The organism is Methylohalomonas lacus (assembly GCF_024808875.1).
Lineage (GTDB): Bacteria > Pseudomonadota > Gammaproteobacteria > Methylohalomonadales > Methylohalomonadaceae > Methylohalomonas > Methylohalomonas lacus.
In genome coordinates this window covers 87,506-107,016 of the sequence record NZ_JANUCT010000005.1, presented here as the reverse complement: position 1 = coordinate 107,016, position 19,511 = coordinate 87,506, and the positions used below count along the sequence as shown (strand labels likewise).

General features: G+C 59.4%; 13 protein-coding genes. 7 read left to right on the top strand and 6 right to left on the bottom strand.

The genetic code is table 11. The features are described 5' to 3' along the window. Positions 1–3 precede the first annotated feature (3 nt). Complete coding sequence (locus tag J2T55_RS04670; RefSeq protein WP_259054547.1) at positions 4–1,251, top strand: adenylate/guanylate cyclase domain-containing protein; 1,248 nt, start codon at positions 4–6, stop codon at positions 1,249–1,251. A gap of 403 nt (positions 1,252–1,654) precedes the next feature. Further along, complete coding sequence (locus tag J2T55_RS04665) at positions 1,655–3,016, top strand: OmpP1/FadL family transporter (RefSeq protein WP_259054546.1); 1,362 nt, start codon at positions 1,655–1,657, stop codon at positions 3,014–3,016. A 271-nt stretch (positions 3,017–3,287) separates the two neighbouring features. On the opposite strand, the gene J2T55_RS04660 is transcribed toward J2T55_RS04665, so the two are convergent. The 4 genes from J2T55_RS04660 to J2T55_RS04645 all read right to left on the bottom strand — a co-directional run bounded on the left by J2T55_RS04660 (position 3,288) and on the right by J2T55_RS04645 (position 8,211). Next, complete coding sequence (locus J2T55_RS04660; protein ID WP_259054544.1) at positions 3,288–5,765, bottom strand: efflux RND transporter permease subunit; 2,478 nt, start codon at positions 5,763–5,765, stop codon at positions 3,288–3,290. A 214-nt stretch (positions 5,766–5,979) separates the two neighbouring features. Further along, positions 5,980–6,105: a hypothetical protein gene (locus tag J2T55_RS04655; RefSeq protein WP_259054543.1), complete on the bottom strand. Its 126-nt coding sequence runs from the start codon at positions 6,103–6,105 to the stop codon at positions 5,980–5,982. Between the two features lies 1 nt (position 6,106). Beyond that, on the bottom strand, positions 6,107–6,691 hold the full coding sequence (locus tag J2T55_RS04650; protein WP_259054542.1) for a hypothetical protein: 585 nt from the start codon (positions 6,689–6,691) through the stop codon (positions 6,107–6,109). A gap of 560 nt (positions 6,692–7,251) precedes the next feature. Further along, complete coding sequence (locus J2T55_RS04645; RefSeq protein ID WP_259054541.1) at positions 7,252–8,211, bottom strand: integrase domain-containing protein; 960 nt, start codon at positions 8,209–8,211, stop codon at positions 7,252–7,254. Positions 8,212–9,334: 1,123 nt separating this feature from the next. Between J2T55_RS04645 and J2T55_RS04640 the strand changes: the two genes are divergently transcribed. The 5 genes from J2T55_RS04640 to J2T55_RS04620 all read left to right on the top strand — a co-directional run bounded on the left by J2T55_RS04640 (position 9,335) and on the right by J2T55_RS04620 (position 17,389). Further along, entirely contained in the window at positions 9,335–10,741 is a 1,407-nt protein-coding gene (locus tag J2T55_RS04640; protein WP_259054540.1) for an aspartate aminotransferase family protein, read from the top strand. 51 nt (positions 10,742–10,792) lie between these two features. Next, positions 10,793–11,863 (top strand): phytoene/squalene synthase family protein, encoded by a 1,071-nt coding sequence (locus tag J2T55_RS04635; protein WP_259054539.1) that lies wholly within the window; start codon positions 10,793–10,795, stop codon positions 11,861–11,863. Between the two features lie 126 nt (positions 11,864–11,989). Next, entirely contained in the window at positions 11,990–13,999 is a 2,010-nt protein-coding gene (gene shc / locus J2T55_RS04630) for a squalene--hopene cyclase (RefSeq protein WP_407660037.1), read from the top strand. Next, positions 13,996–14,706 (top strand): phosphorylase family protein, encoded by a 711-nt coding sequence (locus J2T55_RS04625; protein ID WP_259054537.1) that lies wholly within the window; start codon positions 13,996–13,998, stop codon positions 14,704–14,706. Before shc ends, J2T55_RS04625 begins: the two co-directional genes overlap by 4 nt. Before the next feature lie 58 nt (positions 14,707–14,764). Next, entirely contained in the window at positions 14,765–17,389 is a 2,625-nt protein-coding gene (locus J2T55_RS04620; protein ID WP_259054535.1) for an MMPL family transporter, read from the top strand. Between the two features lie 199 nt (positions 17,390–17,588). Here the strand turns inward: J2T55_RS04620 and J2T55_RS04615 are convergent, their stop codons facing one another. Continuing rightward, positions 17,589–19,277: a proton-conducting transporter transmembrane domain-containing protein gene (locus J2T55_RS04615; protein WP_259054534.1), complete on the bottom strand. Its 1,689-nt coding sequence runs from the start codon at positions 19,275–19,277 to the stop codon at positions 17,589–17,591. Then, complete coding sequence (locus J2T55_RS04610; RefSeq protein ID WP_259054533.1) at positions 19,267–19,509, bottom strand: hypothetical protein; 243 nt, start codon at positions 19,507–19,509, stop codon at positions 19,267–19,269. The genes J2T55_RS04615 and J2T55_RS04610 overlap by 11 nt, the downstream gene beginning before the upstream one ends. Positions 19,510–19,511 lie beyond the last annotated feature (2 nt).

Genomic DNA, 19,511 nt, shown 5'->3' with positions numbered 1-19,511 from the left:
TATATGCTGATAATTAAATATCCAATAAATATTTGGGAAAGCATCTCTGCGAATGGCCTCGACACCTTCGATACGGATATAAAGCGCAGTATTATTTTAGTTAATCAGATTGCTTTCTGCGGACTTATTACATCACTAGTTTATAATATTTTATATGCTTTATACGATCTGCATCTTCTATTTCCTGCCATATCAATCAATATAATCGGCATGATTTTCTTTGCCGGCATTCTTCTGCTCAACAAACTCCATAAACACAATGCAGCAAAATGGACGCTGGTATTAGCACCTAATCTGCAGATTTTCGCGCTAACCTATTATCTCGGAACCGCTTCGGGGATGCAGCTTTTACATATAATGATGGCCAGCTTCCCGTTGCTACTGGCTATTAATGATCGTATTTATATACGTGCTATCTTCGTTATCATACCCATTCTATTTTACATCTTATCGTACTTTTCTTTCTCTTCTGGAAAGAATCTTATTGCACTAGATACTTTGTTTCTTAGCACCCTTTTCATGACTGTATCCATTAGCGTCTTTGCACTAGTTATTCTATTTCTTCACCTGTTTCATGTTGAGGTAAAGCGTGCGGAGCGGCTGCAATCGTTAGAATATGATCGGGCCGAATCATTATTATTGAATATATTACCTGCAGATGTTGCCAGACAGCTTAAAGATGACGCAAAAGTAATTGCAGAACGACATGATTCCGTAAGCGTTTTATTTTGTGACATCGTCGGATTCACTCGCATATCCGATCAGCTTGCCCCCGAGCAGATTATTTCGATTCTGAATGATTTTTTTTCTTACCTGGATCGGCTTGCCGAACATTATGGTCTTGAGAAAATAAAGACGATTGGTGATTCATACATGATTGCAGGCGGCATCCCCGTACCCGATAGTCAACATGCTCGGAATATTGCCAACTTCGCGCTTGATGCACAGGACTACATGGAACAAATCCACATCGGCCGTAACAAAGTCTATTTACGTATCGGTATACATATAGGCCCCCTGGTAGCCGGCGTCATAGGCAGGCAAAAATTTTCTTACGATGTTTGGGGCGACACCGTCAATATTGCCAGCCGCATGGAATCCCATGGCATTACCGGTGAAATACAGGTTTCAGAAACTGTTTATTGGCTTTTACGCAGTGAATTTATTTTTCTTTATCGCGGAGAAATACCAGTGAAGGGCAAATCGCCCATGCGCACTTACCTGCTTAAACGCTCGCCCCTGCTAGCCTAGGGCTTGTTGTTTTTTTCAAACAGGCAGTCTTGCTTAGTCCATCGCACTATTCTTGCATATTATTACTAGCGTTTGATGTACCACGTAGCGGTTGTCGCTTGCCACCTCTACCCCGGGCGTGGCCGACGCAGCAGCGATTAACCCGAGTGCTGTCATGGAGGTTGCCGCAGGTAAGTTCAAAATGCATCGCCAGGCCAGAACTGTTGATCGCCTTGTCCAGCTTCGCGCTCTCAACGCCTCACCCGGCCAATATCTGCCATCGCATCGCGGACGACACCACTGCTATGCTCAGCGCCCACGCACCATGTTCATCTTTGCCCCTTCATTTTTTTCAACAGGCAATGTTTTCGATTAATCCTATTCTGCTATTATTGCTATCAGGAATATTGATGGGGAGGACTTGATGCGGTCATATGTCATCGGTGCAGTAGTCAACTGCAATTTTGCACAGTTTTCCGTTAAATTATGCGCCTTGATCGCACTATGCCTGTTCCTGATGAGCTCTGAATCACAGGCCAATGGGGTGCTCAGAAATGGTCATGGTGCCGGTGCCGCCGCGCTGGGCGGCACGAATACGGCCTCTACGCAGGGCCCCATTGATGCCATGACAGGCAACCCAGCCGGTCTCAGCACACTGCCATATTCAGCTATTCAGATCGGTGGCGGCGTGGCCATTCTCGATGCTGAATTTAGCAATAGTGCGAATAATCAGGTTTCTGACGACACCGATCCCGGCATTCTGGCCGATATCGCACTGAATTATAAACTTGGCGACACAGGTTTCGGTTTAAGCCTGAGCCCGATCGCCGTGGCCGAATCCAACTGGCAGTATGTTGACGCGGCAGGGGGCTCTGACGGCTCTATAAGCTATGGTCGGCAAAAACATCGTTCCCGTTTTCTGGCTCTGCGCGCCGCACTGGGTGTGGCTAGAGAGATTTCCGACGGCGTTCATCTCGGCGCTTCACTAGGTGTTATTTATAACGAAAATCGGCTACAGGCCCCGTATGTGTTTCAGTCGCAGCCTGATCTGGCAGGTTTTAAAACGCTGCTGGACATGGAAACGGAGGGTTTAGGTGTCAATGCCACCTTTGGCCTGATGGTGAAGCCGGACCCGGATGTAACGCTTGGGATGCGCTACACCACGCCGACAACATTTCATACGGATGGCACGGCTCGCGGGGATGTCAGCGGCGAGTTTGGTGCGCCGGTATTGTTTACCTATGATGCAGACGTGAAAACACGTCTGCCTGATGTGGCCAGTATTGGCATCGAATGGCAGGCGCAGCCTCAACTAAAATTAAACAGCCAGATTGACTGGCTCGGCTGGGATCGGGCTTTCGATGCACTGCCTGTTGCGCTCAGCAACGGCAGCAATAGTGCGATCAACAACATCGTAGGCAGCGACCGCTTGTACGATAATGTACCGCTGGACTGGAGTGACAGCTGGGTATTCCGCTTCGGTGCCGAGTATGCCGTGTCCGATAACACCCTGTTGCGGGCCGGCTATAGCTATGGTGAAAGCCCGGTCCCGTCATCAACGCTAACACCACTAACCGCAGCAATCAGCGAGCATATCCTGGGGATCGGGATTGGACAGCGGGTCGGCAATTACCAGCTCGATCTGTCTTACCAATGGAACTTGCCAGCATCGCAAAGCGTTAACCGCAGCGCGCTACTGTCCGGTGAATATGACAACAGCAGGGTCGCTGTCAGCACACATTGGCTGACATTCAATATTTCATTTGTTAATCCATTCGTCCGCTAACCACACAATTTCCTGGTTAGCGACTTGGTTCTTCGATCTGGTGGCGGCTTCTGAGGATTTTAAACAGTTTAAAAAATTCTAACGCGTTTCATGGTCGGTTTAGTTAAGAGTAAATCCCGGATGTTAGTCTATTCTGCTTTCGGTGTTCCTCTGATAGCGCCAGCCGCCCGGCAACGCCTTCTTCGACGGGCGATTCTACCGGGCCAACACTGGCAATCATTGCAAACAGATTGACCTATTGCCATTCAAACCGGTCTCCTGAACAACTCGTTCATTGCTTGCCAAACGGCCGCAGTCGCTCCAGCAGTACCGGCAGTAGCGCCAGGTTACTGACCAGCGCCAGTACCATAGCGAGTCCGGTCAGAAGACCGAAGTAGATGGTCGGCATGAAGTTGGACAGGGTCAGTATGGAAAAACCGAGGGTGATGATCACGGTCGTATAGACCATTGCCCGACCCACCGAGTGGTGGGCGGTTGCCGCCGCGGCAGCATTATCCGCCCCCAGGTTCACTTCCGTCCGATAGCGGTCGACATAATGGATGGTGTCGTCCACGCCGATACCAATGGCGATCGCGGCAATGGTCATGGTCATGATGTCGAGTGGCAGACCCACCCAGCCCATGATGCCGAGCACCATACTGGCAGCAGCAGCCGTCGGGATTGGGCCAATGAGCGCCATGCGCAGGGACCGGTAAAGGATACCGAACATCAGCATGATAGCCGCAAAGACCACCACCAGTGTCACGATCTGCGAGTGAAGCAGGCTCTGCATGACATTGTTGTAGAGTACAAGCATGCCTGACAGCGTGAGCTGTTCCGGTTGCAGATCAAACTTCTCCGGCAGTTCCGTTCGAATCCGTTCGAGCAGGCGGTCGCGGTTCAAGCCGGGGAGCGAATCGATAACACGGATATCAAAGCGGATCTGGTTGCCATCCGCAGTCATGTACGGATCGATCAGCTGCTGACGGATCTCTTCCGGCGCCTGATTGTAAAGAATCGCGAGTTCGAAGGGTTCAAGCGGCTCGCCGTCATTGAGTTGGCGCACCACCTCCCAGGTTGTACCAAGGGACAGGATCTTCCCCGTCGCGTCGAGGCTTTCCAGGTAATCCTGGATTTCAGTGACCAGCTCGATGCCGCCGGCATTGTACCAGTAGCCCTGGGCCGGCGTTGGCTCAGACTCAAGCCCCATTTCCGCGTCGAAGGCCCGGGCTTCTTTGTAATCCTCCATGAAGTTATCCGGCGCGTCGATCACGACATCGAGGGGTGTCGTTCCGCCCAGCTCGCGATCGATCAGCGCCATGCCCTGATAGATCTCGGTATCTTCGTGGAAATAGTCGATGAAACGATTCTCGACCGTCAGTTGTAACGCGCCGGCGATGCCGAGCGTTGTCAGCACTATGAAAGCAATCGCGGTTCGGCCTGGGTGGCGGTGGACGACGTGCGCGATGCCGAGATTCAGCGTTCCGGCCCGGTCGCGTCGCGATTGCGGGACCGATTCCGGCTTCAGCCGGGCCAGCAGTGAAGGGAACAGGATGAATGTGAATACGAAGCCGGCGACGACGGCGCACACCATCATCAGGCCAAAGTCCATCACGGGCCGGATACCGGCAAACATCAGCGAGCCGAATGAAATCGCCGTGGTCAGCGACGTGAAGAAGGACGGCTTGAATTTGCTGCGCAGTGTCTGTTCGACGAGTTCAGTCTGGCCGGCGGTCTCGTTACCTGCCTGCAACTCGCGGTAACGCACGATGAGGTGAACGATCAGCGACAGCGTGATGATGAGCACCAGCGAAATGAAATTCGACGAAACCACCGTTACCGGCCAGCCCATGAAGCCGATCCAGCCCACCATGGCCAGAACCACGCCGGCACAGATGGTGGTCGGGATCACGACCCAGCGGGTCCGGCGAAAGGCTAGCGTAAGCAGGATAATGATGAACAGCCCGACGCCGATACCGAATGTCCGTATATCGCTGCGGACGAAGTCGATCATGTCCACGGCAATCATGGGAACACCGCCCAGATGGATCGTCGGCGGGTCGCGATAGCGTTCCAGAATCGAACGGATTTCCGCGATATCCGCCTCCATCTGCACCTGGATCCGGTCGCTCTGTTGGCTGAAAGCCTGTTCCACCTGCGCGAGTTCCGCCCGGCCTGCCGTGTCCAGTCCACCGGCATCCTGGCTGGCGCGGAGTTCACGCCGGCGCTCGAACAGTTGCGCGAAACGCTCGTCCTTGCGGAATCGGACCAGCAACGCGGTGGTATCGGCGTCGGCGTTGAGAATGAGGTCCTTGTAGATCGGGCTCGTCAGGAATTCCGCGCGCGCCTGTTCTACCGTCACGTCCGGATCGCGCAGCGTCGGTGGTCCCTTACGCAGCGTATCAAAGGTCACGTCCTCGCCCTGCACCAGCGGCACATTCAGGAGGCTGGTCACCGAGGCGACCCGGTCGACCGCGGCGAGTTCTGCCCGCAGGGCATCAATTTTATCCAGGCTTGCCTCACTAAAGAGCGGGGCATCCGGTGTAAAAGTCACGAACAATACATCATCGGAACCGTAGCGCTGGCGGATAACCCTGTATTCCTCGAGATTCTCGTCGCCTTCCAGCATGAGCGACTCGGCGGAGGCATCGAGTTCGAAATATTGTGCTTGATACAGGGCCGCGGCGAGCAGAACGGCGACGGCCGCAATCACGACGAGTGGGCGGCCGAGCGCAAGATTATAGTAGGCTTTGACGAGCCTTGTGGACATATGCGGTATTCCTTGGTACTGAGAAACCGGGCTGAGGATACCGATTATGTACGGTGCTGTCGTCCCGTACCTACCAGTCTCCCAGCCGGTTCAATCAACACAACCACCGCCTCCGGCCCTCTACAGTCATCCTGATAACGATACCAGTCCATGGTCCTTGCAAATTCCACGTCAAACTCGGCGTGACCAAACTATACTTGTTCGTATATCCGCTTTATCTATCATGATCACGGCGCTGGCGAACTGGTTGACGTTTCAGCCAATGGAGCCAGCCGAACAGGCCGGCCACGGATCCGAACATCAGAGCAATGGTCAGCCAATAGGCGGTAAGCCAGCTCATGTCACACCTCCCAGGGTTGGCGGTCCTCAAGCCCTAACCGGGTGTACAGGCTGTCGATTGTACGGGTCGGACCGGCGGCCACACGCTCGGCCTCGGTGCAGATATGCTCCTGCAGACCCGGACTCAGATAGGTGATGTCGCGCACCAGCGCCCGGTGCAGGGCATCTATGGCGGCGTTGACCGCCATCGGCTGGGACACCCGCAGCTGGCGGGCCAGATCGAACAGGATCCGGCTATGCAGCCGGAACAGGCTGTCGCCGTCGGCGCCGTCGGCGAAACGTAGGGTGATGGCCGGTCGGTCGTAGGCCGTGTCGAGCGAGTCACGCGCGATGGTTGCGGCCATCTCGGGGTCGGGCCCGTTGGTTCGCTGCAGATGGGCCGCCAGCGCCGGCGAGTCGTAGTGGCCGGCCTCGACCAAGACCGCGTGGAGGCAACGCACGGCCAGCTTGGCCGCGCGGGGCGCGGTTACGCCGAAGTGGGCGGCGAGTTCGACCAGGGTTTCGCTGTCGAGGTGGAACAGCAGCTCGGGGGCATCGCCGTCGTCGAAAAAGATTTGCAGACGGGTACGGGGATGGTAGGTACTCATGGGCATACTCCTGTCGTCACGTGAATGAACGGCCACCGGTAACGGGCACAAAAAGCCTGTTACGCCGGGCGGCGCTTGGACCACGTGACGGGCTACGGCTGGAGCGGCCCGGATAACTGACCACTAATTCTAGTGGGCAGCGCGGTCGAGCTCAACCATGATTACTTGCATGGCTGAGGTTCGCCCAGCCGGGCTCGTCGATGAAGGGGTTGCGGTTACCCTGGATGGCATGGACCCGGTCATTGCGGTATTGCTCGAAGTCGGGGCCCGTACCGGTTGTGCCAGTCGAGCAGCGTGTACAGCCAGCCGATATGGGGTGCATCGGCCAGCTCAGTCCGGTCGACAATTTCCTGGTCCGGCATGTCGCCATCGGCGCCTTGGCGCCGATGGCGTAGACAAAGTGGATGGGCGCCGTTCAAGATGCGATCAGCCGGAAACATACGATGCAGAGTTCGGCATGTTGCCAACAGTCGGGCCTTGTCATGTCATTGGGCCGCTGTGACTGCCTGCTATTACACCCGGCCACTTTAGTTTAACATCGGCCACAAAGCTGTTCCGGCTTACCTGGGAGCCCACTCGTCTATAAATCCGTACCGCTGATAATGCTTTTCCAGCAATTTGATATGGTGTTTGGGGTGAAAATGCCTGCCATAGCCCTGCCAACCAATCAGATAATTATTTCTGGCCCAGCGGCATCGGTCGCCGCCGTCACCATGGCCAAGGGATGTGGAAACAAGGGCGATGGCTTCCTTATACGGCACACCCTGCCGCTCGAAGTCGGCCATCAGGTCCTGGGCAAAACGGCTGCGCAAAGAGTGTGGTGAGAATACGCCCTTGAAACCGGCCCGATACATTTTGTCCTGATATCGCTTGATTGAAAGATCGAGATTCGTCCCCCTGAGCAGATAACCGCCTCGCAACCGCATAATCTCCTTGGCGCGCCACAGTTCATTTAGCAGGGGTTCGTGGAAGCAATGCGGGATAATGATATTTCTGGGCTTCCCCCCTTTGGTCCCATGAGGCATATAAATCAGACCACTCAACCTCAACGTAACGATCCACGAATCAATGGACTGAACACATAAAAGCAACTCTTCGTTGCGTGCGCCCGTATACCACTGGATTGTACAAAGGACTTTTACGCCCTCGTCCTTGATATTGTCGTAGCACCGGGCAATAAAATCATGGCTTGGTGCCACGTGCTTGCCCAGGTAATCGACGTCATCCAGACCCAGTTCCTTGTTCGTGATTGTCACATTCTCACACATCCCCCTGATACGGCTGAGCGTTGTCCGAATGGTCGAAACCTCAAGACCGTTTTCCAGGCAATAATCCACATAGGGCCTGACATGCTTGTTCTTCACTTCTCCTGCCCGGCCGCACTGAATATTTTGCAGCTGCATGACTTTGGTGAAATGCTTGGCGGCAAAAATATAGCCGGTCCTGGTTTTACTGCCACGGCCGACGCGTTTGCGGGTTGCCTCCCCTTTCATTGATTGATACAGCTGATTGGTTTTCATGTAAATCCCTCTCGTTGTTCTGTTTGAAAATAAAATGATCGCAACGTCACAATTTGATGAACGGGTCTGACCTGGCAGACCTACGGCATACCGTCTCCTACCCAGCCCGTCGCGATCGGTACTGGCTGAACTCTGGGCCCGACGACCGGCCATAGGCGGCCGCCACCCGGGAGTGGGCTGATGGGCAATAAAACTGGCATAAGAGTACGGGGATACCGCGCTCGGTAGAGCGCAATTCGAGTGTCACAGCGGGCCGTATTTGGGCGCGCGGAACGCACGCCAATACAGCCGCACTGGACGGTTGGGTGGGTGCACATGTCTTATGGCAGCGAAGAACTGCCATCCGGCGTGTGCATCTGGTTTGGTGTATACGGGCTCTGAGCGGAACGATTGACACAGCCAATGTTCCACCGAACGCACATACACAGGTCGCTACATCTGGCCCGTAAGCCAAGGTGCGCTATATCATCATTAAAGGAGTTGGCTTGGCCGTGAAGCGGCCATGCAACAATTGGGAGGGATAATCGGTCTTTAACCGACCAGCCATTTTCTTGTGCCCGTTTTCGCCGTGGGCTGAGCAGGGCGGCTCCGTCGCTAGACAGTATTACTCTGCCAAAGGCTCTATATGCTTGTCAATACCCGTCCTAAATCCGGTTGCCAGTCAGTAGCAGCGGCATGTATGACCCGGTACACATGCAGGTATACGGGCTTACGCACTATCCATAAAAAAGGTTTCTGCACCAGAGAAGCAACCCGTTTGCACCCTAAATAGGCATAAAGGTGCCCATCAACGGCAGAATTATAAATAACTGCTTGATTCTTAATGAATCCAGAATTCGGCACGATTACTGCAGGAATTATCACCGTCGTCTCATCACTCCCGATGGCGAGCGACTGTATCCTCAACTCCCTTAACAGGCGCCCACCCGGGCGCCTATTTTTATCCGCGTACCGGCGGGTACAAATAAGTACCAGACACGCTTTGTCCCGGCCGGATAGTTTCCGCCCCGCGCCGGTCTGAGTACAGGAACCACTCCGGCACGCGGCTGCTATAAGCCGGCCGCGGGCGCTGATAGAATAATGCGGTTTCCAGCTGGCTGACTCCATACCGGGATATAACACTATGTCATTCGACATTCTTGGCCTGATCCGTGAAGCCGAGGGCCGCAACTACGAGTTGCACGACGAACACGTCAATCCGCGCTTCGCCAAGACGCTGCGCACCATCGGCTTCGACCGCTGCTATACCCGTGCCCAGGGCCCCTACCTGTGGGATCACGAGGGCCGCCGCTACATCGACATGCTGTCCGGCTACGGTGTATTCAATCTCGGCCGCAACAACCCGACCATTCGCCAGGCCCTGATCGATTTCCTGCAGGAAGACTATCCGTCGCTGGTACAGATGGAGGCGCCGCTGCTGTCCGGGCTGCTGGCGAAAGAGCTGAAAGCGCGCATGCCGAATCAGCTCGATTACGTATTCTTCACCAATTCCGGTGCCGAGGGCGTCGAGGCGGCGATCAAGTATGCCCGCGCCGCCACCGGCAAGCCGGCCATACTGCATGCCAAAAAAGCCTTCCATGGCCTCAGCAACGGCGCCCTGTCGCTGAACGGCGATACGGTCTTCCGCGAGACTTTCGAGCCCCTGCTGCCGGAATGCCGCATGGTACCGTTCAATGATCTCGCGGCGCTGGAACAGGCGCTGGCCGCCGGCGACGTCGCCGCATTTATCATCGAGCCGGTGCAGGGCAAGGGCGTGAACATCCCGTCGCCGGGTTACCTGCGCGAGGCGGCAGCGCTATGCCGCAAGCACGGCGCGCTGTTCGTCGCCGACGAGGTGCAGTCGGGCATGGGCCGTACCGGTCGCTTCCTGGCCTGTGAACACGACGGCGACGTCGACCCGGACATCGTCATCCTGTCAAAGTCGCTGTCCGGCGGTTACGTGCCGGTCGGCGCAGTGCTGACGCGCCAGTGGATCTTCGATCGCGTGTTTCCGTCGCTGGAAAAATCGGTGGTGCACTCGTCGACCTTCGGCCAGGGCAGCCTGGCCATGGTCGCCGGCCTGGCGACCCTGCACGTGCTCGACGAGGGCAACTACATCGCCCGCGCGGCCGATCTCGGCGATCGCATCGGCCAGGGGCTGCAGGCGCTGGTGCCGCAATACGAATTCATGAAGGAAGTCCGCTGGCGCGGCCTGATGGTGGCGATCGAATTCGCCAAGCCGGAGTCGTTCGCCCTGCGCAGCGGCTGGGAGATCGCCCACCGCATGGACAAGAGCCTGTTCCCGCAGGCGATCACCATGCCGCTTTTGCAGGAACACGGTATGATCACCCAGGTCGCCGGCCACCACATCGACGTGGTCAAGCTGCTACCGCCGATGGTGCTGTCCGACGCCGACGTCGACGAATTCATCCGCGCGTTCGCCCAGGTCATGAAAGGCCTGCACCGCTTTCCCGGCCCGGTCTGGGAAACGCTGTCGCGCATGGGGCGTTCGTCCATCGGCTGGGGCAAGAAGCACAAGGCCTCCGCCTGACGCGGTCACAGGACTGTCACTGCAAGGCCCTATCAGGGATAATCGCGGCCCATGTCATCCGTTATCGCCAGCGAACACGCCAATACCGACAGCCACCCGGCCAGCGTCGCCGATCGGCATTATCAGGACGACATCCTGCAGGATGTTTCGCGCACCTTCGCCCTGACGATACCGCAACTGCCCGGCGATCTGCGTGAGGTCGTCGGCAATGCCTATCTGCTGTGCCGCATTGCCGACACTATTGAGGACGACAAGGATCTGCCGGCAACCGCCAAGTGCGACTATGCCCAGCACTTCATCGACGTCGTCGCCGGGCGGACACCGGCGGCGGCATTCGCCGACGAACTGGCACCGCGGTTGGCGCCGCAGACACTGGCAGCGGAACGCGACCTGGTCGCCAATACGGCCGCCGTCATTCGCATCACCCATGGTTTCAACGAGCGCCAGCGCGGCGCGCTGGAACGTTGCGTGCGCATCATGGCCGACGGCATGGCGCACTACCAGGAAGCCGAAACGCTGGACGGCCTCGCCGATCAGGCGGACATGGATCGCTATTGCTACTACGTCGCCGGCGTGGTCGGCGAAATGCTCACCGAGCTGTTCTGCGATTATTCGCCAGCCATCGATGCGCACTACGATGAACTCATGCCGCTGGCGGTGTCGTTCGGCCAGGGTCTGCAGATGACCAACATCCTCAAGGATGTCTGGGATGATCGCGCCCGCGGCGCCTGCTGGCTGCCGCGTGACCGTTTTGCCGCCGCCGGCCTCACCCTGAGCGCGGTCCGGCCGGGCGAAGGCGGCGCTGCCTTCGAGCAGTGCCTGCGCGAACTGGTCGGCATCGCCCACGGTCACCTGCAAAACGCCATGCGCTACACCCTGCTGCTGCCGGCCGGTGAAACCGGCCTGCGCCGGTTCTGCCTGTGGGCCATCGGCATGGCCGTCCTGACCCTGCGCAACATCCATGCGCGACCGGGTTTTGCTGACGCCCGCGAGGTAAAGATCTCGCGCACCAGCGTCAAGACCACGATTGCCGTGACCAATCTCACGGTCAAAAACGACAAGTTGCTGAATTTACTCTTTAAGCTGGCCGCCCGCCGATTGCCGCGCAGTCCCTCGGCGTGAGAAGATAGAAAGAATTTGGCTGGCCGGAACGCCGGTAGCCTGACCGACAGGCCAATGCGGCTGCTGTGAACAACCCGTTTGTAACAGATCAGGTAACCCGGAATCGGAGATTCTGACCCAATGCTGATGGAAACGCGATATCGACTGACTGAAGCGGAAGCCGGTCTGGCGCATGCCGATACCGCGGCAGAGACCCCACCGGGCGTGCGGCTCGATCGCGTCATCGATCACGCCGAAGCCGGACTGCTGGCCGACCAGCACAGCGACGGCCATTGGTGTTACGAGCTGGAGGCCGACTGCACGATCCCGGCCGAGTACATCATGATGAATCACTTCATGGATGAACTCGAACCGGAGCTGGAGCGCAAGCTCGGCAACTACATTCGGTCGCGCCAGTCCGCTGAACACGACGGCTGGCCGCTATTCCACGGTGGCGATTTCGACCTCAGCTGTTCGGTCAAGGCCTACTTCGCGCTGAAGCTCATCGGCGATAGCCCGGACGCCCCGCACATGCAGCGCGCCCGCGAGGCGATCCTTGCCCACGGCGGCGCCGCGCGCTGCAATGTCTTCACGCGTATCGCACTGGCGCTGTTCGAGCAGATCCCGTGGCGCGGCACACCGTTCGTGCCGGTCGAGCAGATGCTGCTGCCGCGCTGGTTCCCGTTTCACATCAGCAAGGTGTCGTACTGGTCGCGCACGGTCATGATCCCGTTGTCGATCCTGTGCAGCTACAAGCCGCGTGCCGCCAATCCGCGCCGGGTCGATATCCGCGAACTGTTCACTATTCCGCCGGAAGAGGAGAAACACTACTTCCGCCCGGATACCCTGCTCGGCCAGGTGTTTCGTATCTGGGACATCGTCGCCCGCACGTTCGAACCGCTGATTCCGAGATTCATACGCCAGCACGCCACGCGCAAGTCGGAGGCCTGGTTCATTGAACGTCTCAACGGTGTCGACGGCCTCGGCGCCATTTTCCCGGCCATGGTCAACGCCTACGAGGCTCTGGCCCTGCTCGGCTACCCGGCCGACCATCCCTACCGGGTCGAACAGCGCGAGGCAATCCGGCGCCTGCTGATCATCGATGACGAGGCCGACTATGCCTATTGCCAGCCGTGCGTCTCGCCGGTCTGGGATACCGCCTGGGCGGCTTTCGCATTGACGGAAAGCGGTTGCACGAACAGCGATGCCATCCGCCAGTCACTCGACTGGCTGGCCGAGCGCCAGCTCAGCGACGAGCCCGGCGACTGGCAGGACAATCACCCCGATCTCGCCGGCGGCGGCTGGGCGTTCCAGTACCGCAACGATCACTACCCCGACCTCGATGACACACCCGCGGTGGCCTGGGCAATGCACTACTTCGATGCCGATCGCTATCGCGAGAATATCGAACGGGCCGGCGACTGGATCTGCGGCATGCAATCGAGAAATGGCGGCTACGGCGCGTTCGATTCCGACAACACCTGCCATTACCTGAACTACATTCCATTTGCCGACCACGGCGCGCTGCTCGACCCGCCAACCAGCGATGTCACCGGCCGCTGTGTCATCCAGCTGTCGTTGCTGGATAAACCGGAATACCGCCCGGCACGCCGGCGAGCCATCGAGTTTCTAAAAAACGAACAGGAAGCCAACGGCTCGTGGTTCGGCCGCTGGGGCACCAATTACATCTACGGCACCTGGTCGGTGCTGACCGCGCTGGAAGTCGCCGGCGAGGACATGCAACAGAACTATATCCGTCGTGCCGTCGACTGGCTCAAGTCGATCCAGCACGATGACGGCGGCTGGGGCGAAGGCAACGACACCTATCACGATCCGGACGGCATCGGCGCGCCGCACCCGAGCACCCCCTACCAGACCGGCTGGGCACTGCTCGCCCTGATGGCCGCCGGCGAGGCCGGTTCGGACAGTGTCCGCCGCGGCATCGAGTATCTGGTACAACACCAGCAGAACGATGGCCTGTGGTCGGACGACAGTTTCACCGCACCCGGCTTCCCGCGAGTGTTCTATCTCAAGTACCACGGTTACGCGAAGATATTCCCGTTCTGGGCGCTGGCGCGTTACCGCACCCTGCTCGGCCGTGACGAGACAGCGACATTCCCCGAGTCAGAGCTGCCACTGCCACAGTCAGCCGTGTGAGCAATCTCGGTATTATCGCGGCATTACCGGCCGAAGGCCGGCTGCTGTGCCGACAGTTCAGTCCCGGCAAAATCCAGCCCCTGCCCGATCAGCAGTCATTGCTGGTCTGCGGTATCGGCGCCAGGGCGGCTGCGCGTGCGGCTTGTACACTCATCGAGGCCGGTGCTGATCACCTGTTGAGCTGGGGCTGTGCCGCCGGTCTGCGGGCCGCTACCCGGCCCGGCGATCTGTTTCTGCCACGGCGGATACTCACTGACGCTGGTGCACGGCAATTGCCGGTTGATCCGGAATGGCATACGCATCTGGCCACATGCCTGCAAGCGCACGGTATTGCCTTTGACGACGCTGCATTGATCGGTGTCGAAAAACTACTGACCGACCCGACTGGCAAACAGGAACTGGCACAACAAACCGACGCAGCTGTTGCAGACATGGAAAGCGCCGCCATAGCAGACGTTGCCAGAGAGCATGCGTTACCGTTTTTATGTATTCGCGCGGTCGCCGACAATTACACGATGACCGTTCCGGCGGCACTGACCAGCGTGCTGAACGATTACGGTCAGGCCGATCTCAGGCAACTGACCGCGTTGCTACTGCGCCAGCCGCAACTGCTGCCACAACTGTTGCAACTCGGGCGCGCGTTCAGTCGGGCGCGGCGCAGTCTTGCCAACGTACGTGCCTGCGATATCACGCTGGGTTTGCGATAATCACGTCCGACATTTCGACAACACTAATAACCACGCCTCGGTAGTCAGCCTCAAAGCCATGCCCGATTCCAATAGCCTGACCGATCGCATCCTTACGCGCTGGATGCAGTATGCCCTGCATTACCGCCTGATCATTGTCCTGCTGATGATCGTCGCCAGCGGCCTCAGTCTCGCTTATACAGTCAATAACCTGACCGTGAACACGGATACCCGCGACATGCTGTCGCGCGATCTCGGCTGGCGCCAGCTCGACCTGGCCTACGAAGACGCGTTTCCGATGTACGTCAACAACATCGTGGTTGTCGTCGAGGCACCGACGCCGGATCAGGCTACCGACGCCGCACGCCACCTCGGTCAACAATTGCATGCCGACGGCGGCGAATACGAGGAAATATACCAGCCCGGTGAACTCGAATTCTTTCGCACCGGTTCACTGCTGTACCTCGACCGGGACGAACTGCAGGCGCTGGCGGATCGACTGGCACGCATTCAGCCGTTTCTCGGCCAGCTGACCGACGACCCGAGCCTGCGCGGCCTGTTCGGCCTGGTACAGCAGGCCGTTGAAGCGCGTCGTGATGGTGACGATGTCGCGATCGAGCCGCTGTTACGCCAGATGACTGCGGTCATCGAGGCCGACCTGGCCGGCGAGCGCCGCCACCTGTCGTGGCAGCGCCTGATCAGCGGGGACGCGGACAGCGGCGGCACGGCACGCGAATACCTGTTCATCAAGCCGCACATCGACTACAACAGTCTGCTGCCGGGCGAAGCAGCCATCCAGTCTTTGCGCGCAATGATCCGGGATGCGGAACTCGATGAACGTTACGGCGCGCGTGCCCGGCTGACCGGCAATGCCACGCTCGCCTACGAGGAACTGGAAAGCGTCAGCGAGGGCGCCGGTATTGCCGCCCTGGCCGCGCTGATCGTGGTCACCCTGATCCTGATCGTTGGCCTGCGTTCGGTGCGCATGGTCTTCGCCGCGGTAGTGACGCTGTTATGCGGTCTGCTGCTGACCGCCGGTATGGCGACCCTGACGGTCGGCGAACTGAACCTGATCTCGGTGGCCTTCGCCGTTCTGTATATCGGCCTGGGCGTCGATTTCGCCATCCATTTCTGCCTACGTTTCCGTGAACTGCATGCCGAGATGGATATCCCCGCGGCCCTGCGCCGAACCGGCACCAGCGTCGGCCAGTCATTGTTTATCTGCGCACTGACCACAGCCATTGGCCTGTACGCCTTCATTCCCACCGATTACCGCGGCATTGCCGAGCTCGGCTGGATATCGGGCACCGGTATGTTCATCAGCCTGTTCGTCACGCTGACTCTATTGCCAGCGCTGCTCGCCATCCTCGCCCCGGCCGGCGAACGGCCCCGGCCGCAGCGACCGCAGCCGCTGCTTGATCGCCTGGCGCGACTGCCACAAAGCCACGGCCAGCGTATCTGCCTGATCGCCCTGCTGCTGGCCGTGGTGGCTGCCAGCCTGTTGCCGGCTGTACGTTTCGACGCCAACACCCTGAACCTCCAGGCTGATTCCAAGGAATCGGTACAGACCTATCGCGACCTGATCGACGACAGCGACGCTTCACCGCTGAGCGGCATTCTGCTGACCCGTGACGCCGGCGCGGCGAAACAATGGGCACGCGAGCTCGAGACCCTGCCCGAGGTCCGCGACGTACGAACCCTGTGGGACTTCATTCCCGCCAACCAGGCCGACAAGCTGGCTATTATCGATGATTTGAGCCTGCTGCTGGGGCCGACGCTCATGACCCCGACAGACACGGCGGACATCGGCGCGGCCGCACGTCGCCAGGCACTCACGGATCTGCTGGCCTATCTGGAGGCGGCGCCACCGCAAACATCCGAGCCGTTACTGCGGGATTTCCATCAGCAACTGCTGGCCTTCGACCGGCAGATCGAACAACAGCCCGATGAGGCCGCCGCGCGGCTGGCAACGCTGGAAAACCGGTTATTGCAGAACCTGCCCGGGCGGCTGCAGCAGTTGAACGAGGCGCTCGGCGCCGAGAACGTGGATAAGGCAAGCCTGCCGGCGGTACTGCGCGATCGCTGGTTGAGCCCCGATGGCTGGTACCTGGTCGATATCCAGCCGAGCGAGGCGCTCGACTCGGAAGCGGCCATGCGCGACTTCGTTACGGCATTGCGCGCGCAAACCGATGACCTGATCGGCGCACCGGTGATTCAGCTGGAAGCCGGCGACTCGGTGGTCGATGCCTTTACCGAGGCGTTCATACTGGCTTTCACGGTCATCGGCCTGCTGTTGCTGCTGCTGTTACGCAGTCTGCGTGACACCCTGCTGGCACTGGCGCCGATCGCACTGGCGGCCCTGTTGACGGCGGCGGGCACGGTGCTGCTGGAGATACCGTTCAACTTCGCCAACATCATTGCCCTGCCGCTGCTGCTCGGTATCGGTATCGACAACAGTATTCACCTACTGCAACGGCAGCGGACGGCACCGGCAGACGGTGCTTTATTGCGCAGCAGTACATCGCAGGCGGTGCTGATCAGCGCACTGACCACCATCTGCAGTATCGGTAACCTGGCGTTTTCCGCCCACGCGGGCACTGCGAGTATGGGCTTGCTGCTGACACTCGGCATCAGCATCAGCCTGGTGTGTGCGCTGTTGCTGCTGCCAAGCCTGTTGGCGCTGCTGAAAGGTCGAACCGAATAATGGAAGGAGAAGCCGTCCCTGGCTGCGGTCACCTTCCCTGAAACTCATTCGTTCATCCGTGAAAACCCCAATCCGTTGGAGCAATCCCTGCAGTCCTGGGGCGATACTATAAGTGCGCGGGACGGCCATTTCGTCCCCCATATAGGGTATTTTTTTGCTCGGGAAGGGTTCCCGGCCTCCGGCCGGTTCAGACGCGCCGTCAGCGGGCCAACACACCGAGGCCGACCACCGCCAGCAGCCATAATAGCAGCCAGGCGGTCAGCGCCAGCACGGCGCGGCTGTTCAGTTCCGCCGTTCGGTAGCCGGCGGCGCCCGCCAGCGCCCGGCACCGGGCCAGCAACCAGAAGCCGCTGCGCTGCACGCCGCGGACCAGCGTACGGGCCGTCGCTGCAGCCAGCGGCCCGAGCAGCGCCAGCCCGCGGCGACACAGCCAGTCACCGCTGACCGGCGTGCGTGGCCGGGCAGCGTGCAGGTGCGCACACAGGGCGAAGGTGAGTACGGCGAAGACCAGCAACTGCAGCCAGGGCAACAGCTGCGCCGCGGTGTAGGGTGCGCAGGTGGCGCCATAGGGCAGCAATCGGTACAGCGCGCACGGCGCCATACCGATGATGAGCGTCAGAAAGGCGAGTCCCAGCATGGCCAGGCGTGCCGGCAGGGCCACTTCGCTAACCGCAGCCGGCGCCGCGGCGGCGCGGCGGAAGAAAACCAGCCAGGGATAGCGCAAACCGGCATGCAGCACCGCCGCGGCGCTGGCGGCGACGAGCAGGAACCAGACGCCGTCACGACCGAGATCCAGCGCCGCAGTCGGTAGCATGATAGTCGTGACATAACCACTGGTCAGCGGGACCGCCAGTACCGCCAGGGCGCCGATGCTGGCAACGGCGGCGGTCAGCGGCATGCTCGCAAACAGGCCGCCGAGCCGGGTCAGCCGATACTGCCCGGTTTGCCGGATCACCGCCGCCGCGGTCAGCCACAGCAGGCCGAAATAGAGGATTTGCGCAACGCTCCAGGCCACCGCGGCGTTCAGGGACAACTCGCTGCCCAGGCCGAGGGCAACCAGGGTCAGTCCCGCCTGGGCCACCATCGCATCCAGCAGCAGGCGACGGAGATCGTTTTCGAGCACCGCATTGACGAGCGCATAACCGGTCAGGATAAAACCGATGACCGGCAATGCCTCGTGGCCGGGAAACAGGCGCAGCAAGACATACAGTGCGCTGTAGATCAGCAGCACTGGCAGCAGGATCAGGCCGACCTCCGGACTGTCTTGCGCATCAGTCAGCCAGCTCGATAATGGCCAGCCCGCGACATTGATCAGCATCGCCGCGAGCAGCAGCAGGCCGGCCGGGCTACCGGGTGTCAGGCCATTCAGGTTGAGACCGTGGCCGGCATGCACATGCACCATAATCGCCGCGAGCAGCAGCAGACTGGCCAGGCACTGCAACCACAGGTAGCGCAGGCTGGCGGCGCCAGCGGCAACGATCACCAGCGCCGTCGCCAGGATCAGGATTTGCCAGGCCAGAAACAGGCTGACGAAGTCGCCGGCCAGGATCACGCCGAGCGCGGCACCACCGGCCCACAGGGCCGGCAGCAGGACGCGGTCCGGCGTTCGCGCGGCACAGAACAGCATCGCCGCGGCAATGGTGAGGGCCAATGCCAGTGCCAGCAGGCGGGCCAGTTGATCGGCCAGCAACGGCGTGAACTGATAACCGTACCATTGCCAGCCCGGCCCGAGGCCCGTCGGCAGCTGTGTGATCGCGTACAGCGTCCACAAGGACACCAGCACGGCCAGGGCCGTACGCGCCCAGCCGCGTGCCAGCGGCAACAACAGGGCGCCGCCGAGTAACCAGAGTCCCGGCGGCAAATTGTTTAACAGGGAATCAATCGACATCGCGTTCCGCTGGCTCAGCGGGCAACAGCCGTCCGATAGTGCGTGCCAGCAACAGCGGTGCAAGGACGGCGACGATAGCGATGAGCGCGTGACTGGCAAAACCACCGGCGAGCGCCGGTGCGGGCTTGTCCGCCAGGACGAGCTCCGCCAGCAGGACAACAAGTGCGGCGACCGCAGCGGCCAGCCACGGCAGGTGCGGCCGCAGCTGCTGCAATAAGGCCGGTGAATTCATCG

Bases quoted from the DNA above. Each gene is read 5' to 3' on its own strand.
- J2T55_RS04670 (WP_259054547.1), top strand. From the start codon at position 4: ATGCTGATAATTAAATATCCAATAAATATTTGGGAAAGCATCTCTGCG.
- J2T55_RS04665 (WP_259054546.1), top strand. From the start codon at position 1,655: ATGCGGTCATATGTCATCGGTGCAGTAGTCAACTGCAATTTTGCACAG.
- J2T55_RS04660 (WP_259054544.1), bottom strand. From the start codon at position 5,765: ATGTCCACAAGGCTCGTCAAAGCCTACTATAATCTTGCGCTCGGCCGC.
- J2T55_RS04655 (WP_259054543.1), bottom strand. From the start codon at position 6,105: ATGAGCTGGCTTACCGCCTATTGGCTGACCATTGCTCTGATGTTCGGA.
- J2T55_RS04650 (WP_259054542.1), bottom strand. From the start codon at position 6,691: ATGAGTACCTACCATCCCCGTACCCGTCTGCAAATCTTTTTCGACGAC.
- J2T55_RS04645 (WP_259054541.1), bottom strand. From the start codon at position 8,211: ATGAAAACCAATCAGCTGTATCAATCAATGAAAGGGGAGGCAACCCGC.
- J2T55_RS04640 (WP_259054540.1), top strand. From the start codon at position 9,335: ATGTCATTCGACATTCTTGGCCTGATCCGTGAAGCCGAGGGCCGCAAC.
- J2T55_RS04635 (WP_259054539.1), top strand. From the start codon at position 10,793: ATGTCATCCGTTATCGCCAGCGAACACGCCAATACCGACAGCCACCCG.
- shc (WP_407660037.1), top strand. From the start codon at position 11,990: ATGGAAACGCGATATCGACTGACTGAAGCGGAAGCCGGTCTGGCGCAT.
- J2T55_RS04620 (WP_259054535.1), top strand. From the start codon at position 14,765: ATGCCCGATTCCAATAGCCTGACCGATCGCATCCTTACGCGCTGGATG.
- J2T55_RS04615 (WP_259054534.1), bottom strand. From the start codon at position 19,277: ATGTCGATTGATTCCCTGTTAAACAATTTGCCGCCGGGACTCTGGTTA.
- J2T55_RS04610 (WP_259054533.1), bottom strand. From the start codon at position 19,509: ATGAATTCACCGGCCTTATTGCAGCAGCTGCGGCCGCACCTGCCGTGG.